Consider the following 16,602-nt stretch of genomic DNA (forward strand, 5'->3'; position numbering starts at 1 on the left):
TCCCTCATGTATCCCTCATGTATCCCTCATGCGTCCCTCATGTGCGCCTGCGCACCTCTTATGCAGCCCTTGCGGCTGCCTTATGCGCGGCCATCGTTCGCATCCACCGCCGTACCGATCTCCGAGCGGACATCCGCACGCGAGCGGCCTACCGACGTGCGCTGCTGCAGTAGCGAGGGATAGGTGTCGAGCGACTGGTCGAGCCGGCCGGACGCGCGGGCCTGGCGCAGTTCCTCGCGCACCTGCGCGCGCGTGAGCCCCTGCGAGGCAGAGGGTTGGCCGGCATCGGCCACCTGCGTTTGGGCAAACGCCGGCGCGCAGGCGAGCGTGGCGGTAGCAATGAGGGCAGCGGCAAAAAGACGAGCGTTCATGATGATTCTCCTTTCCGTCGGCGTTTCGCGCTTAGCGAATGCCGGGTGTCATTCCGTCGGGCGCCGGTTCCTGGCGTTGGGTTCGGCGCCGCTTGGCATGATTGAAGATTACGAAAGGTCCGCTCGAATTTCGCGGCAGCGCGTCTGCAAGATGCAACCGATCGTCCAGAAGTCGCCGTCTCCATTGGCCTACCCTATCGGCACGATAGAGAACGCCGATGCCACCCGTTGCGGGAGGGGAAATTGGCTGAGAAGATGGCAACGCCGGCGCGCCCACGCCGGAGTCGATGGAAAGCCACCCGATCAGGTCGTGGCCGTGCGCCGCTTGACCTTGATGTCGGTGATCGGGATGGCCGCCGCAGCGTCGCCGAGCAGGCGGCGTAACACACCGGGTCTGTCGACCAGATCGGCCAGCGTGTATCGATCGAGTACGTCGAAGTAGGCGCGCAGCGCCTCGCCGAGCACGCCGCGCAGGTTGCACGCCGAGGTGATGACGCAGGCGTTCTCGCCCTGATGAAAGCACTCGACCATGGCAAAGTCGGGCTCCATCGCCCGCACCACTTCGCCCAGCCCGATGCGCTCGGGCGGCCGCCCCAGGCGAATGCCGCCCGAACGGCCGCGCACGGTATGCAGGAAACCTAGCTGACCGAGCTTCTGCACGATCTTGACAAGGTGATTCTTGGGAATGTCGAAGGCGTCGGCCACCGCCTGCACGTGCACCAGCTCGTCGGGATGTACCGCAACGTAGATCAAGGTGCGCAGGCTGTAATCAGTGTGGTCGGTGAGTCGCATGTCACGGCCCAGACATCGGCGGGGAACGGGCGGGCGGCATACCGGTGCGCCGCTCAGCATAAGGATGTGAGGCAGTTTAACATGGCCCGCGCAGGCATCTTATCGCCGGGCGGCGCCGGCGAGCGCGGCCGGGAGCGCGAACGCAGGCGGTTGGGAGAGTCGGAGCCGGTCGGCCTCGTCGCCCGGCGCGAGGCTGGGCTATGGTGAACGCCGCTCACCAGCGCACCGTCACACCCCCCATCCAGGAATTGTCATACGTCTGTGGATTGAGGCCGCGCCGGTAGCCAGCGTCCAGGTCCAGCCAAGGCTTCGGGCTGTAGATGGCTCCGACGATCATGAACGCCGGATGGGTGCGTTGCGAGAAATCGGGATTCTGCTGCGTGCCGACGTCGACGATCAGTTGCGTCGAGGGCAGCACCCGGTAGAGCACCGCGCCCGACACCTTCCACAACGATTGACGCTGCCCCTGGCGATTCGGCTGATAGGCCGCGCCCGCGTTGAAAAGAAAGGTCCAGTCGTCGAGCACGTACTGGGTGAGGATCGTGGCGCCGCCATTGACGCGGCCGCTGCCGAGGCCCCGCTGGTCGTTGCCGGTCGGGAACGTGAGATACGGCTTGAGACCGATGCTCAACGCGCCGTCGTCGTAGACGCGCCATTTCGCGCCGGCCTCCACGTCGCCGAAGCCGCTGCCGGCCGAATCGGAGCGGGTCTGGACATTGGTGTACGGCGCGTTCACGTACAGATCCAGCGTCTCGCCCACGCCGCGCGTGAGCGTGCTGTTCCACAACGTCTGACGCCCGGTGTCGGGCTGCTTCGACGTGACTTCGCCGTTCGATTCGAATTGCCAGCGGCCGTTGCCTTGCGTGCCGGTGTCGTCGGTCACCAGCGGATGGGCGGCGAAGGCGCTGAGCGGACAGAACAGCGCGAGGCAGGCCAGACGGGTCATTGCTTTCATCATGAGTCGTTCTCTGTCTTGACTTGTGCAACCCGGGGCGTGATTTGCCCCCGGGTCGCGTGTGAGTGGGACGCCCCCCGGGAAGGCAGGGCGTCATGGATGGCTTCTTCGAGAGGCGGGAGTCGGCGACGACTCAGAACCAGCGGCCGAAGCGGCGGATGTAGATCGTCTTCACGGTCTGTGCGAGCGCGATGTAGCCGAACATGGTCGCCACCAGCCAGTAGAAGTACGAGTACGGCAGGCTGACGAAACCCAGCGCGCTTGCGAACGGCGAATACGGCAGCCAGCACGCGATGGCGATTGCCACCGTGGTCGAGAGCATGATCGGCAACGCCGGCGTGCTCTGCAGGAACGGGATCTTCTGCGTGCGCAGCAGATGCACGACCAGCGTCTGCGAGACCAGTCCCTCGATGAACCAGCCGGAGTTCATGATCACCTGACCGGCATCGCCGCCATGGGCGTGATACAGCGCGCCGGCGCCGAAGACCATCCACATCAGCGCATAGGTCGTGATGTCGAACACCGACGAGGTGGGGCCCAGCCACAGCATGAAGCGGCGGATGTTGCCCGCATCCCACTTGCGCGGTTTCTTCAGGAACTCCGGATCCATGCGGTCCCACGGCAGGAACATCTGCGAGATGTCGTACACGAGGTTCTGGATGAGCAACTGCATGGCGAGCATCGGCTCCCAGGGCAGGAACGCGCTCGCCACCAGGACCGAGAACACGTTGCCGAAGTTCGAGCTGGCCGTCATGTTCAGGTACTTGAGGATGTTCCCGAACGTCTCGCGGCCCTTGATCACGCCTGCTTCCAGCACCATCAGGCTCTTCTCGAGCAGGATGATGTCGGCGGTTTCCTTGGCGATGTCGGCGCCGGTGTCCACCGAGATGCCCACGTCGGCGTCGCGCAGCGCGGGGGCGTCGTTGATGCCGTCGCCCAGAAAGCCCACGGTGTGGCCGTTGGCCTGCAGCGCCTTGACCACGCGTGCCTTGTGCAGCGGTGCGAGCTTGGCGAAGACGGTCGTGCGTCCGACCGCCTCGCGCAGCGCCTCGTCGCTCATCGGCTCGATGTCGCTGCCGAGAAGCGGCGTGCCCGGCTCCAGTCCGACCTGACGGCAAACCTTCATCGTGACGATAGGGTTGTCGCCGGTGAGCACCTTCACGCTCACGCCGTGATCGCGCAGCGCGGCGATGGCCGGTGCGGCCGAGTCCTTCGGGGGATCGAGGAAGGTGAGAAAGCCGCACACGGTGAGCCCGGCTTCGTCGGACGTCTGGTATTGCGCCTTGGTCTGGCCAGCCGGAATGTCGCGCGTGGCCACGACAAGCACGCGAAAGCCGTCTTCGTTGTATGCCTCGGCGCGCGCGAGCAGCATGGCGCGCGCCGTGTCGTCGAGCACGCGCACGCCCTGGGGCGTTCTCACGTGCGTCGACACCGAGAGCATTTCCTCGACGGCGCCCTTGGTGACCATCAGGTGCTCACCGCGCTCGTTGGCGACCACGACCGACAGACGGCGACGCTCGAAGTCGAACGGCAGTTCGTCGATCTTCGCGAACGTGCGCGGCTGCACCGACTCACCGATCTCGTTGGCGCGGCGGATGATGGCCACGTCGATCAGATTGAGCTGACCGCTCTGGTGATAGCTGTTGAGCCAGCCCAGACGCAACACGTCTTCGTGCTCGTCGCCCGTCACGTCGAGATGCTGCTCCAGAATGATGCGGTCCTGCGTGAGCGTGCCCGTCTTGTCGGTGCACAGCACGTCCATCGCGCCGAAGTTCTGTACGGAGTTCAGCCGCTTGACCACCACCTTGCGGCGCGACATCGCCAGTGCCCCACGCGCGAGGTTGGCGCTCACGATCATCGGCAGCATCTCCGGCGTGAGACCCACGGCCACGGCCAGCGCGAAGGTCAGCGCGCTCAGCCAGTCGCCCTTGGTCAGGCCGTTGATCATGAACACGACCGGCACCATCACGAGCATGAAGCGGATGAGCAGCCAGCTCACGCTGTTCACGCCGCGATCGAAGCTCGTCTCCACGCGCTTGTGGCTGACCACGTTCCTGGCCAGTGCGCCGAAGTAGGTGTCGCCGGCAGTCGCGACGACCACGCCCGTGGCCGTGCCGCTCACCACGTTCGTGCCCATGAAGCAGATGTTCGAGAGATCGAGCAGGCTGGCGTTGCCTGCCTTGCCGGCGCTCGCGGCCGAGATTTCGGCGGACTTCTGTGCGACGGCGCCCAGCGTGTCGTACTTCTCGACAGGCAGCGCCTCGCCGGTCAGCACGGCCTGGCTGATGAAGAGGTCGCGCGACTCGATCAAACGCAGGTCGGCCGGGATCATGTCGCCGGCCTGCAGCGTCACGATGTCGCCCACGACCAGCTCGCGCATGGCGACTTCGTGACGCTCCGGCTTGCCCGATACGGTCACGCGGCGGCGCACACTCGCGGTCGTGCGCACCATCGCCTTGAGCTTCTCGGCCGCACGCAGCGAACGAAACTCGGAGAAGAAGCGCAGCAGTCCGCTGATCGTCACCATCGTGAGCAGGATGATGATGCCCTTGTAGTCGTGATCGTCGGGCGCGGCGAAATAGACGTCGGTGAAAAAACTGATGACGGCCAGCACGAGCAGCACCATCACGAACGGATTGCGGAAAGCGCCGAAGAGCTGCACGATCCAGTGCGGTGGCCTGTCGTGGGTGATTTCGTTGGGGCCGTAGCGAGTCTGCCGCTGGCCGACTTCGGCGAGCGGGAGGCCACGCAGATCGGTGCCCAGTGTGTGGAAGACGTCGTGCAGCGGCTGGGCGGCCAGCCGGGTGACGGCGTCCGGGCCCGAGAGCGGGCGGTCTGCCTGTGTCGAGTGTTCGACGAAGCCACGTTGCTTGTGGCGCGAACGAAGGTTCTTGGTCATGACGATTTCCTGGCGCGGCTTATGCTGGCATGGCGGCCGGCCGGCGTCGTCAGGCGCTACCGAAAATCGTCTCTCCGGAAATAAGCGCGAACGCACCCAGCCGCGCCGCGCGGCGCGCGGTCGGTGAAAACGGAACGGCAAAGGATTGGCATTGGATTGCCCGCCGGAGAGTCGTGCGTCGCGCGCACGATTCCGGCGGGCCACATTCGGCTACTGTCGTCGTCCATATCGGCTCCTTGTGGTATTCGGTTACGCTCGTTCGGCAACGGCAAGCGCCCTGCCCCGGCTAGCGCTCGGCGCCGGTGTCGCGCCGCTCAGGCGTGCGCGGCCGTGGCGGCTGCGCGCGCGCTGCACTGGCCATCGTCGGACCAGAACACGCGGCGCACACTGCGCTCGCCCGACAGACGCATGACGAGAGACGTGAGCGAGGCGCGCGAGGCCTGCGGGCAGTCGAGCGTGACCGTGGCCGAGGCCACGTTGCGATCGCTCCAGTGCGTAATGCTCACGTGCGTGGCGCGCAGGCCGAGTGCGGTGAGATCGATGAACATCTGCTTGCGCAAGGCGCCGAGCGCCTCGGCCAGACAGACGATGGTCAGACGCGACACCGGCGTGGTGCGCGTCGGGTGGCTCTGGAAAGCCTGGAACGTTTGAAAAGCACGCATGGTTTCCTCGCATGGCAGCGAATCGCCCAACCGCGGAGGGATGGACGGCCGGCGCGCACCTGCGCGTCGTGGCATGCGGGAAAACGCACGCGCAACGACAGCGCCCGTTACGGGCACGGCGGTGGAAATTTCTGCGGGAATGACGCCGGGAAGATTACGCTCGGGCGAGCGTTCGGGTGGCGCAAGACACCGCATCCTGCTTGAGGACGCGGCACAGGGAATGGCTGTGGATCCTCAGGCAATCAGTCGATCAACGGTCGACTACAACTGGCATCGGTATTCACGGACAAACCCCTCGAACGAAGACAGGGCGGATGGTAACTGAGCCGAATTTGAAGCGTCAAGCGGAAATTGCTGCGCCGCAACCAGTGCGGTGCCATGGTTTGCGCATCGCCCTCGCCGCCCGCACAGGCCCGTTGCGAGGCCCATTGCGAGGCCCGGCGTGAGATTCAGCGAGATTTAGCGGGACTCAGTGGGATTGGCGGGACGGGTGCGGCGAAGGCAAAGCGCAATGCGATATCGGCCATCTCCCAAAACCGATATGGCGCCGACGGGACATTTCACGGCGTCGCCGCGGCGCTCACTCGTTCTCTTCGAAGTAGTGGCCGAACTTGCGCTGCTTGGTGCGGATGTAGCGTTCGTTTTCCTCGCGCATCGGGATATCGAGCGCGACGCGCTCGCACACCGGGATGCCGTGCTTGGCAAGGGTGTCGAACTTCTTCGGATTGTTGCTCATGAGGCGCACCGAGCTTACGCCGAGAATGCGCAGGATGGCGGCGGCGGAGTCGTATTCGCGGGCGTCGTCGGGCAGGCCCAGATCGAGGTTCGCCTCGACGGTGTCCCGCCCCTGCTCCTGGAGCAGATACGCCCGGATCTTGTTGCTCAGGCCGATGCCGCGCCCTTCGTGACCGCGCAGATACAGCATCACGCCGCGCCCGGCCTCGGCGATCTTGCGCATGCCGGCGTCGAGCTGTTCGCCGCAATCGCAGCGGTAAGAGCCGAAGACGTCCCCCGTCAGGCACTCCGAATGCAGACGCACGAGCGTGGGCGTGTCGCCGGCGACGTCGCCCATCACCAGTGCCAGATGTTCGTTATCGCTGCCTTTGACGCGAAACGCGTGAGAGGTGAAGGTGCCGTAGCGGGTCGGCAGCGTCGCCGATGCGACGAGCTCGACACACTCGCCGGCGTCGCGCGCGGTCGTGGCGGAGGCAGTACCAGGGGACTTCATGATGACGTTCAAACGGGCCGAAATTGGGAATGGCGAGCCACCGGGCAGCGGTAGCGTGCGCTAGGAGTGTACCGCCATTTCGGTTTTTCGGCCGGCCGCGCCATGCAACACACTGTTGCATGCGGCCAGCGGCGCGTGCGCGTATTGCGCAAAAGCGCGGTGGCGGAGGGCAGCCGGAGTCGAACCGACCTGGGAGCGGCTGACGCCCCCAACCGGGTTTGAAGCCCGGCCGCATCACCGGATACGGATGCCTTCCCTGGGATGAAGCATGAACGATACTTTCGAGGCCTACACGACGCCCCACACGACACCGGGGCGCTGAACGTGCAGATCGCCAACGCGGCGAGTATAGCCCGCACGATCGAAGAACTCCAGAATCTGAATGGCGCGCTTGCGCCCGAGCCCGGTGGCATCGCGAAACGCCCCCGCCTCCACCTTGCCGTCGGCCTGCACGATCAGGTCGGCGAGCGCTCGCACACACGCGTCGTCGTAGAACAGGTCCTTCACGATCTGATGAACGCGTCCCTGGCGCGCCAGCTTGCGCAGCACCGAGCGCACCCGGTCTTCATGCACGTTCAGCTCGCGCCCCATGTCGCGCACCCACGGCGGATCGAAGCGCCCCTGCGCCACCCGCGGCAAGAGCGCCTGCGCCAGTACCGTCTCCTCGTCCGTCATCTCGACGCGGTGCGACGGCAGGTGCAGCCATGCGCCCGTTCGCGCCAGCGCGCCGTCGGTCAAGAGCGTCTGCACGATCACGCGCCAGCGCGACGCCTCCAACGTCGGCCACGTCATTCGCCCCAAGCGAGCCACGTCCAAGCCCGGCTCGTCCGGCACGCGCGCGTGGTAGTTGCGCAGCGCCTCGAGCACGCGCGCACGCAACGTTTGCCACGCCGGCGGCGCGAACGCGAGTGACTGGCTCTCGGCGCCGGCAAGCACCACGGCACTCGACGGCCACCGCCATTGCCCGGGCGGCAAGCCGGTAATTGCCACCACCTGCGCGCTCGTCAGGCCAAACGCCGACTGCGCCAGCAAGGCATCGAGCCCGCCGTCGTCGAGAAACGCTGCCATGGCATCGAGCCACGCCAGCCGCGCCGGCGAGCGCCGCTTGCGCTCCGGCGCCGCCGGATCGAGCACACGCCCGCCGCCAACGGTCGCCGTCGCCTGCGGATTGCGCACGATGAAGCGATCGCCCGGCATCGTGCAGACCGGTGTGTCGAACACCAGTTGCACGCGCATCTTGCCGCCTGGCGAGAGCGTGTCGCCGTCGAGCAGCACCGTGCGGGCCTGCACGTGCGTCGTGCCCAGATGCACGTGCAGCGGAAACCATTGCGAGAGCGGCGCATTGCCGTCGAGCCAATGCAGTTCGACGTCGACATGCCTGGCGGGCTTCGATAGTCCGGCCGCGACGATCCAGTCGCCGCGCCCGAGCTGATCACGCTCCACGCCCACGAGGTTCAACGCGCACCGCTCGCCCGCGCGCCCGGCCTCCACCGGCCGGTTCTGCGCATGAATGCTGCGCACGCGAGCGGGCAGCCCCTGCGGCATCACCGTCAGCGTATCGCCCACGCGAACCGTGCCCGCAAAGGCCGTGCCTGTCACCACGGTGCCGTGACCGGCCAACGTGAAAACCCGATCGACGGCAAGACGAAACACGGCGTCTTCACGACGCGCGGCGTGAGCGGCACGGTCCGCCGTCCCCTCGCCTTGCATCGCCAGCGCCGCCTGCACCAGATGCTCGCGCAGCGCCGCAGTGCCCGCGTCCCCCAGCGTCGTCGCCGACACCGGCACGATGGCTGCCTGCGCCAGCGGCGTGCCCGCGAGGAACTGCGCGATGTCCCGCGCCACCTGCGCGAGCCGAGTCGCGTCCACGCGATCGGCCTTGGAGAGCGCCACCACGCCGCGCCGCACGCCGAGCATCGTGAGAATGGCCAGGTGCTCGCGCGTTTGCGGCATGATGCCGTCGTCGGCGGCGATCACCAGCAACGCATAGTCGATGCCGACCGCGCCGGCCGCCATCGTGTGAATCAATTTCTCGTGCCCCGGCACGTCGATGAAGCCGAGCACCTCGCCGTCGGGCAACGGCGTGTATGCATAGCCGAGTTCGATCGAAATGCCGCGCGCCTTCTCTTCCTTGAGACGGTCCGTGTCGACGCCGGTCAGCGCACGAACGAGACTCGTCTTGCCGTGATCGATGTGCCCCGCCGTACCGACGATCATGCCCGCAACTCCGCAAATTGCAGCGCGAGACGCGCTTCGTTGTCGGGCGCCAGGCAACGCAGGTCGAGCCACAGCGTCTGATCGGCGATGCGGCCGATGACCGGATACGGCAACGCACGCAGCGCCGCTTCGAGCTTCGCCAGCGCACGTCCGCCGCCGCGCTTGCCCCCGCCCGCCGGTGCGATCGCCAGCCCGTAGCTCGGCAACTGCTCGACGGGCAGCGCGCCGCTGCCGATCTGGCTGACCATCGGCGCCGGGGCGACGGTATAAGCCTTGCCCAGCGCTTTCGCGAGTACCGGCGCAAGGCGCTCCGCCTGGGCGGCCATCTCGGCGCGCGAGCGCGTGAGCAGGCGCAGCGTGGTGAGCCGCTCCGGCAAATGCTCGGGATCGCGGTAAAGGCGCAGCACCGGCTCCAGGGCGGCCAGCGTGAGCTTGCCCACGCGCAGCGCGCGCTTTAGCGGATGCTTCTTGATCTTGGCGATGAGCGCCTTGCGGCCCACGATCATGCCCGCCTGCGGGCCGCCCAGCAGCTTGTCGCCCGAGAACGTGACGAGGTCCGCCCCGGCGGCGATCGTCTCTTGCACGGTCGTCTCGTGCGGGAGTCCCCAGCGCTCGAGCGGCGCGAGCGTGCCGCTGCCGAGGTCGACCGCTACGGGCACGCCGTGCGGCTTCGCAATCTGCACGACCTCCGCCACGCTCACACTTTTCGTGAAGCCCGTGACTTCGTAGTTGCTGCAATGCACCTTCATGAGCAGCGCCGTCTTCTCGCCGATGGCATCGCGATAGTCGGCCGCGTGCGTGCGATTGGTCGTGCCGACTTCGACGAGCTTCGCTCCCGCGTGCGTCATGATGTCGGGAATGCGAAACGCGCCGCCGATCTCCACCAGCTCGCCGCGCGAGACCACGACTTCGCGGCGTTTCGCGAGCGTCGCCAGCATCAGGAGCACGGCTGCGGCATTGTTGTTCACGACGGTCGCGGCCTCGCCGCCGGTCAGCTCGCACAGCAAGGGCGCGATGAGATCGTCGCGGTCGCCCCGCCCGCCCGTGGCGAGATCGAACTCCAGATTCGCCGGCGACGTGAGCGCCTGCATGACGGCTTCGAGCGCCGAGTCGGGCAGCAACGCCCGGCCGAGATTCGTGTGGAGCACCGTTCCCGTGAGGTTGAACACCGGGCGCAGAGCGCTCCGGTTGCGCGCCGCGAGCGATTGCGAAACACGCCCCGCGAAGGCCGCGGATGTCACCGCCTCACGCGCCAGCGCGCCGGCCAGCGCAGCGGCGCGGCAATCGTCGAGATCGCCGCGCAATGCGGCGGTCACTTGTGTGCGGCCAAACTCGGCGAGCAGCGCCTGGAACTCGGGCATGCCCAGCAGCCGGTCCAGCGACGGCAGATCCGACGCCCTGGCCAGCTCACGATCATGCTCGGCCATTCGCTTACTCCTCGGCGCTTTGCCAGAGCAACGGATTGCCGTTGGCCCGGGCATACCCCGCTTCCCCCATCAGCACGTCGAGGGCGAGGCTCGCGAGATCGTCGGCAACGGGCTCGACGAACGGGTCCTTGTCCTGGTAGAAGATCTTGCGATAGCTATGGCAGTCGTCGCACGATTCGGCGCGAATCGGCGAGGACGCCACGCGCCTGGCCGCCTCATCGAGTCCATGGCGCTTAGTGCGCCCCTCGGCGGGCGCTTCGCCTTCGTCCGCCGGCGCTGATTGCGCCGATTGCCCGGATGACGCCGGTTGCCCGGATTCCACATCAAGCGCCTTAGCGACCTTAGCGGCCTTGGCGTCGAGCGCCGCGGTGTCGCCGGCCGCGTCGACGACGTGATAGGCGACATGCTCGCTCGCTTCGCAATGCGAGCACTTCACGCGCACCATGTGCCACTCGGTCGAGCACAGACCGCACGCGAGATAGCGATAGCCCTCGTGTGGGCCGCCAATGCGCACCACGCTGGCCACCGGCAGCGTGCCGCACACCGGGCACACGTTGGGGACGTCGAGCATCGGTACTTCGCCCGCGTCGAAACGGCTCGCCACGCCCGTCCACAGCACTTGCAGCGCCGCCATCAGGAACGGCGCGCTGGCCGGGTCCACGCCCTTGCCGTGGCCGGCGAGCAGCGACTGCGCCGACGCGTCGAGCGCCGCGGGATCCGCGTTGCGAATCCTGTCGAGCACGCCGCGCACGCCGGCCGGAACGCCCGACTGGGCCGCCACGGCGTCGAGCAACGGCGCGAGCAGCGGCTGCCAGCGGCCGGCTTCGTAGCCGCCTGTCGCCGGCACGAGCGGCATGCAATGTTGCTGTGCCCGGGCAATGGCTTCGGGCGAGGGGCGCGGCGCATCCAGCGTATCGACCAACCGCTGCTGGGCGTCGGCCACTGCGGCCATGAGGCGCAGATAGTCGCCGAGCGGATGGCCGTCGGCGAGCTGGCGCAAACGCCCCGCCCGCGCCGAGAAGACCTCGGCGCGTTGCGGCATGCGCAGACGGGGAATGGCAGTGCGATCGAGGGACTCGATCTGTCCGGGTTGGAGAATGCGTTGCAAGGTGGCCGGCCTCGTCAGAGTGTCCGGCCGCCGGGGCCGGACTTATTTGTTGAGCTGCTTGTACCAGGCGCGGTGGTGTTTCCACGCCCAGCCGCGGGTGACGGTTCCGCGCGTCATGGCGCGCACGGAGCCCTTGATCCAGATCGCCGCGTAGATGTGCGTAATGATGCCGCAAATCAATACGAATGCACACACCGCGTGCACATCCGAGGCGAGACGGATTACCCAGATCGGGAAGTAGAACGCGAAGTACGCGCGCCAGATCACGATGCCCGAGAGCAGCAGCCCGATCATGCACAACACCATCACGTAGAAAAGCAGCTTCTGTCCGGCGTTGTAGCGCCCGACTTCCGGCAGATTTTCCTCACGGTTGCCGAGCACGTCGCCGATCTTCTTCATCCATTCGGTGTCGCGCGGCTCGAACTTGTTGTAGCGGGCGAGCCGCAACGCAAGCCAGATGAACGCGACGAACATCACCAGGCCGATGAACGGATGCAGAATGCGCGTCCACGGCCCGCCGCCGAAGAGATTGGTAAGCCAGAACATCGACGGGTGGAACAGCGCCAGACCGGAGAGCGCGAGCAGAATGAACGTGCCCGCGACGATCCAGTGGTTGATGCGCTCGGCCGCGTTGTAGCGCTCGATCAGATCGCCGTCGACACGCTTGCGATCGCTGTGTTCCTGCGACATGGTCAGACCTCCTCGTGCGTGACAACGCCTTTCTGGCCGTCAGGGCCGCCCTTGCGGGAGGCGTCGTAGCGGCGGGCTTGCTCTTCGTCTTCCTCGGTCGTCTCGTTCGGACCGGACTTGATGTAATGGAAGAAGCCGGCCAGCGCGGTGAGCGCCATCGCGGCCACGCCAAGCGGCTTGGCAATGCCCTTCCAGAACGTCACCATCGGGCTGATGCGCGGATTGTCCGGCAGGCCGTGATACAGCGACGGCTTGTCGGCATGGTGCAGTACGTACATCACGTGCGTGCCGCCCACGCCGGCCGGGTCGTACAGCCCCGCGTTATCGAAGCCGCGCGACTTCAGGTCCTCGATGCGCTCGGCCGCCTGATCCTTCATGGCGTCCTTCGTGCCGAACATGATCGCGCCGGTCGGACACGTCTTCACGCAGGCCGGCTCCAGCCCGACGGACACGCGGTCCGAACACAGCGTGCACTTGTACGCCTTGTGATCCTTCTGCGAAATGCGCGGAATGTTGAACGGGCACCCGGTGATGCAGTACCCGCAGCCGATGCAGGCTTCCTCGTGGAAGTCGACGATGCCGTTCGCATACTGCACGATGGCCCCCGGCGACGGGCACGCCTTCAGGCAGCCCGGGTCCTCGCAATGCATGCAGCCGTCCTTGCGGATGAGCCACTCGAGGTCGCCCTTCGGGTTCTCGTACTCGGTAAAGCGCATGAGCGTCCACGAGTCCGCCGTAAGATCGGCCGGGTTGTCGTACACGCCGACGGTCGTACCGACCTCGTCGCGCAGATCGTTCCATTCCATGCACGCCGTCTGGCACGCCTTGCAGCCGATGCACTTCGACGTATCGATGAGCTTGGCGACGTCGCCCGTATGCGCTTCACGCACGGAGGACGACGGCAGCGTGGTAGCCGAGCGCCGTTTGATATCCAGTGATTGCAATGCCATGGCGCCCCCTTATGCCTTCTCGACCTTCACCAGGAATGACTTGAACTCGGGCGTCTGCGAGTTGCCGTCGCCCACGATGGGCGTGAGCGTGTTCGCGAGGAATCCGGGTTTGGTCAGCCCCTTGAAGCCCCAGTGGATCGGAATGCCCACGTGGTGAATCGTCTTGCCGTCCACCTTGAGCGCACGAATGCGCTTGGTCACGACCGCCTTGGCCTTGATGAAGCCGCGGTTGGACGAGACCTTGACCGTGTCGCCCGCCACAATGCCGATCTCCTTCGCGAGCGCTTCGCCGATCTCGACGAACTGCTCGGGCTGGATGATCGAGTTGAGCAACGCGTGCTTGGTCCAGTAGTGGAAATGCTCGGTCAGACGGTAGGTCGTGGCCACGTAAGGGAACTTGTCGACCGTGCCCATCGCGGCCAGGTCGTCCGGAAACACGCGGGCGCCCGGGTTGCTCGTGGCCTTGGGCTGCTTCGGATGCAGCGGGTTGTAGCCCAGCGGCGTCTCGAACGGCTCGTAATGCTCCGGGAACGGGCCTTCGGCCATGGCGCCCTTCGCGAAGAAGCGCGCCACGCCCTCGGGGTTCATGATGAACGGGTTCATGCCGCCGGCCGGATCTTCGTCGAGCTTGAAGTCGGGCACGTCGGCGCCGGTCCAGGTCTTGCCGTTCCACCAGACCAGCTTGCGGTTCGGGTTGAACGGCTTGCCCGCGGGGTCGGACGAGGCGCGGTTGTACAGAATGCGCCGGTTCGCCGGCCACGCCCACGCCCAGTTCAGCGTCTGGCCGATGCCGGTCGGGTCGCTGTTGTCGCGGCGCGCCATCTGGTTGCCCGCCTGCGTCCATGCGCCCGCGAAGATCCAGCAGCCCGACGACGTGCTGCCATCGTCCTTGAGTTCCGCAAAACCCGCCAACTGCTCGCCGGCCTTGCGCGTGACCTTGGTCGGGTCCTTCGGATCGACGAGGTCCTTGAGCGCGCGGCCGTTGTATTCCTTGGCGATTTCTTCCGGCGTCGGGCTCTCCGGGCGCGCATAGGGCCACGACAGATTGACGATCGGATCGGGGAACTTGCCGCCCTGCGTCTTGTACATCTCGCGCAGACGCAGGAACAACCCGGTCATGATCTCGATGTCCGTGCGAGCCTCGCCCGGCGGCTCGGCGCCCTTCCAGTGCCATTGCAGCCAGCGGCCCGAGTTGACCAGGGCGCCGTCTTCCTCGGCGAAGCAGGTCGTCGGCAGGCGGAACACTTCCGTCTGGATCTTGCTGGAATCCACATTGTTGTGCTCGCCGAAGTTGCGCCAGAACTCCGACGTCTCCGTGGCCAGCGGGTCCATGATCACGAGGAACTTGAGCTTGGCGAGCGCCTGGTCCCACTTGAACTTGGCCGGCGCCGCCGCGATCGGGTTGAAGCCCTGGGCGATATAGCCGGTCATCTTGCCCTGATTCATCAGCTCGAGCACCTGCAGCAGGTCATACGGCTTGTCGAGCTTGGGCAGATAGTCGTAGGCCCAGTGGTTCTCGGCGGTGGCCGCATCGCCCCACCACGCCTTCATCAGGCTCACGTAGAACTTCGGATAGTTCTGCCAGTAGCTGAGCTGGTTCGGACGCAGCGGCTTTTGCGTGCGCGCCGCGAGGTACTGCTCGACGGTCTGCTCGGCCTGCTTGGGCAAGGTCATGTAGCCCGGCAGCAGATCGGTCATCAGCCCCAGGTCGGTCAGGCCCTGGATGTTCGAGTGACCGCGCAGTGCGTTCATGCCGCCGCCGGCCACGCCGATGTTGCCCAGCAGCAGTTGCACCATCGCGCCGGTACGGATCATCTGCGAGCCGATCGAGTGCTGCGTCCAGCCGAGCGCATACATGATCGTCATGTTGCGCGTGGGCGAGGCGCACTCGGCAATCTGCTTGTAGATGTACTCGACCTTGTCGGCCGGCGTGCCGCACACGCGCTCGACCATCTCGATCGTGTAGCGCGAATAGTGCTGCTTCATCAGCTGGTACACCGTGCGCGGATGCTGCAGCGTCGGATCGGTCAGGACATAACCGTCCGGGGCCTTCTGGTAGTCCCAGGAGCTCTTGTCGTAGGTGCGCTTCTCGGCGTTGTAGCCCGAGTAGATGCCGTCCTCGAACGTGAACTCGTCCTTCACCAGGAACGTGAAGTCCGTGTAGTTCTTGACGTATTCGTGCTGAATCTTGTCGTTCGTGAGCAGGTAGTTGATCAACCCGCCGAGGAAGACGATATCCGTGCCGGTGCGGATCGGGGCGTAATAGTCCGCGACCGATGCCGAACGGTTGAAGCGCGGGTCGACGACGATCAGGCGCGCCTTGTTGTGCGCCTTCGCCTCGGTCACCCACTTGAAACCGCACGGGTGCGCCTCGGCTGCGTTGCCGCCCATGATGAGCACCAGATCCGCGTTCTTGATGTCGACCCAATGGTTCGTCATCGCACCACGGCCAAACGTCGGGGCAAGACCTGCCACCGTCGGGCCGTGTCAGACACGCGCCTGGTTGTCGAATCCCAGCATCCCGGTACTGCGGATGACCTTGTGCGTGATGTAACCGACTTCGTTGCTCGATGCCGAGGCGGCCAGCATGCCCGTGGTGAGCCAGCGGTTGACCGTCAGGCCGTCGTCCGTCTTCTCGACGAAGTTCGCGTCGCGGTCTTCCTTCATCAGCTTGGCGATGCGATCGAGCGCGTCGTCCCACGAAATGCGCTCCCACTTGTCCGAGCCCGGCTTGCGGTACTCCGGATACATGAGGCGGTTCGGGCTGTGGATGAAGTCGATCAGGCTCGCGCCCTTGGGGCAAAGGGTGCCGCGGTTGACCGGGTGGTCCGGATCGCCCTCGATGTGAAAGACGCTCTTCTTGGCGTTCTTGGCGCCGTCGCCGTAGCTATACATCAGAATGCCGCACGCCACGGAGCAATACGGGCAGGTGTTGCGCGTCTCGGTCGCTCGCGCGAGCTTGAACTGGCGCACCTCCGCCAGTGCCGCCTCGGGCGCGAACCCGAGCATTGCCAGGCTCGACCCGGCAAGCGTGGCTCCGCTCACCTTGAGGAACTGGCGCCTCGACATGTTTAGCATGGGGGATTTCTCCTCAATTCTTTTGAAACTTTGCGGGAGTCTGTTGAGTATAGAGCAAAGACGGCGGATTTTTCGTGACTTAGCACAAGCCATGCCGAAAGTTCCGTTGCGCCGCAACATATAGGAACTATTGATCCGGCCCTTGCGCACTTGAAATTTTCTGCACCACCCTCAACTCGGATTCATGCAAGCAACCGACATGAGATCGCTGAGCCGCGAAGCGCG

12 protein-coding genes and 1 tRNA gene are annotated in these 16,602 nt (G+C 65.9%); all 13 read right to left on the minus strand.

Annotation, left to right across the window (positions count from 1 at the left end):
- Window positions 1-80: 80 nt before the first annotated feature.
- Window positions 81-371, minus strand: coding sequence for a DUF4148 domain-containing protein (locus CDN36_RS21340; RefSeq protein ID WP_150554888.1), 291 nt, complete (start codon window positions 369-371; stop codon window positions 81-83).
- A 303-nt stretch (window positions 372-674) separates the two neighbouring features.
- Window positions 675-1,163 (minus strand): Rrf2 family transcriptional regulator, encoded by a 489-nt coding sequence (locus tag CDN36_RS21345; protein WP_150554887.1) that lies wholly within the window; start codon window positions 1,161-1,163, stop codon window positions 675-677.
- A gap of 214 nt (window positions 1,164-1,377) precedes the next feature.
- Window positions 1,378-2,118: a transporter gene (locus CDN36_RS21350; protein ID WP_287497838.1), complete on the minus strand. Its 741-nt coding sequence runs from the start codon at window positions 2,116-2,118 to the stop codon at window positions 1,378-1,380.
- 133 nt (window positions 2,119-2,251) lie between these two features.
- Window positions 2,252-5,017, minus strand: a complete 2,766-nt coding sequence (gene mgtA, locus CDN36_RS21355) for a magnesium-translocating P-type ATPase (RefSeq protein WP_287497832.1) — start codon at window positions 5,015-5,017, stop codon at window positions 2,252-2,254.
- 314 nt (window positions 5,018-5,331) lie between these two features.
- The gene (locus CDN36_RS21360) at window positions 5,332-5,679 is read right to left on the minus strand and encodes a hypothetical protein (protein ID WP_287497833.1); all 348 of its coding nucleotides are present in this window, start codon (window positions 5,677-5,679) and stop codon (window positions 5,332-5,334) included.
- A 580-nt stretch (window positions 5,680-6,259) separates the two neighbouring features.
- A complete protein-coding gene (gene ribA, locus CDN36_RS21365; RefSeq protein WP_150554884.1) occupies window positions 6,260-6,907 on the minus strand; it encodes a GTP cyclohydrolase II in 648 nt (215 codons plus the stop codon).
- Between the two features lie 160 nt (window positions 6,908-7,067).
- Window positions 7,068-7,163 (minus strand) — tRNA-Sec (locus CDN36_RS21370).
- A gap of 32 nt (window positions 7,164-7,195) precedes the next feature.
- Entirely contained in the window at window positions 7,196-9,124 is a 1,929-nt protein-coding gene (gene selB / locus CDN36_RS21375; RefSeq protein WP_287497834.1) for a selenocysteine-specific translation elongation factor, read from the minus strand.
- Window positions 9,121-10,551 carry an L-seryl-tRNA(Sec) selenium transferase gene (gene selA, locus CDN36_RS21380; protein WP_287497835.1) on the minus strand — a complete coding sequence of 477 codons (1,431 nt, stop codon included), beginning with the start codon at window positions 10,549-10,551 and terminating at the stop codon, window positions 9,121-9,123. The genes selB and selA overlap by 4 nt, the downstream gene beginning before the upstream one ends.
- Window positions 10,552-10,555: 4 nt before the next feature.
- Complete coding sequence (fdhE, locus tag CDN36_RS21385) at window positions 10,556-11,650, minus strand: formate dehydrogenase accessory protein FdhE (protein ID WP_287497839.1); 1,095 nt, start codon at window positions 11,648-11,650, stop codon at window positions 10,556-10,558.
- A gap of 51 nt (window positions 11,651-11,701) precedes the next feature.
- Window positions 11,702-12,349, minus strand: coding sequence for a formate dehydrogenase subunit gamma (locus CDN36_RS21390; protein ID WP_150554881.1), 648 nt, complete (start codon window positions 12,347-12,349; stop codon window positions 11,702-11,704).
- Between the two features lie 2 nt (window positions 12,350-12,351).
- On the minus strand, window positions 12,352-13,299 hold the full coding sequence (gene fdxH / locus CDN36_RS21395) for a formate dehydrogenase subunit beta (RefSeq protein WP_287497836.1): 948 nt from the start codon (window positions 13,297-13,299) through the stop codon (window positions 12,352-12,354).
- Window positions 13,300-13,308: 9 nt separating this feature from the next.
- A complete protein-coding gene (gene fdnG, locus CDN36_RS21400; protein WP_287497837.1) occupies window positions 13,309-16,377 on the minus strand; it encodes a formate dehydrogenase-N subunit alpha in 3,069 nt (1,022 codons plus the stop codon).
- Window positions 16,378-16,602 lie beyond the last annotated feature (225 nt).

The sequence above is a fragment of the Pandoraea sp. CB10b_02 genome (genome assembly GCF_002216225.1).
Classification (GTDB): Bacteria; Pseudomonadota; Gammaproteobacteria; order Burkholderiales; family Burkholderiaceae; genus Pandoraea; species Pandoraea nosoerga.

Bases quoted from the DNA above. Each gene is read 5' to 3' on its own strand.
- CDN36_RS21340 (WP_150554888.1), bottom strand. From the start codon at position 371: ATGAACGCTCGTCTTTTTGCCGCTGCCCTCATTGCTACCGCCACGCTC.
- CDN36_RS21345 (WP_150554887.1), bottom strand. From the start codon at position 1,163: ATGCGACTCACCGACCACACTGATTACAGCCTGCGCACCTTGATCTAC.
- CDN36_RS21350 (WP_287497838.1), bottom strand. From the start codon at position 2,118: ATGAAAGCAATGACCCGTCTGGCCTGCCTCGCGCTGTTCTGTCCGCTC.
- mgtA (WP_287497832.1), bottom strand. From the start codon at position 5,017: ATGACCAAGAACCTTCGTTCGCGCCACAAGCAACGTGGCTTCGTCGAA.
- CDN36_RS21360 (WP_287497833.1), bottom strand. From the start codon at position 5,679: ATGCGTGCTTTTCAAACGTTCCAGGCTTTCCAGAGCCACCCGACGCGC.
- ribA (WP_150554884.1), bottom strand. From the start codon at position 6,907: ATGAAGTCCCCTGGTACTGCCTCCGCCACGACCGCGCGCGACGCCGGC.
- selB (WP_287497834.1), bottom strand. From the start codon at position 9,124: ATGATCGTCGGTACGGCGGGGCACATCGATCACGGCAAGACGAGTCTC.
- selA (WP_287497835.1), bottom strand. From the start codon at position 10,551: ATGGCCGAGCATGATCGTGAGCTGGCCAGGGCGTCGGATCTGCCGTCG.
- CDN36_RS21390 (WP_150554881.1), bottom strand. From the start codon at position 12,349: ATGTCGCAGGAACACAGCGATCGCAAGCGTGTCGACGGCGATCTGATC.
- fdxH (WP_287497836.1), bottom strand. From the start codon at position 13,299: ATGGCATTGCAATCACTGGATATCAAACGGCGCTCGGCTACCACGCTG.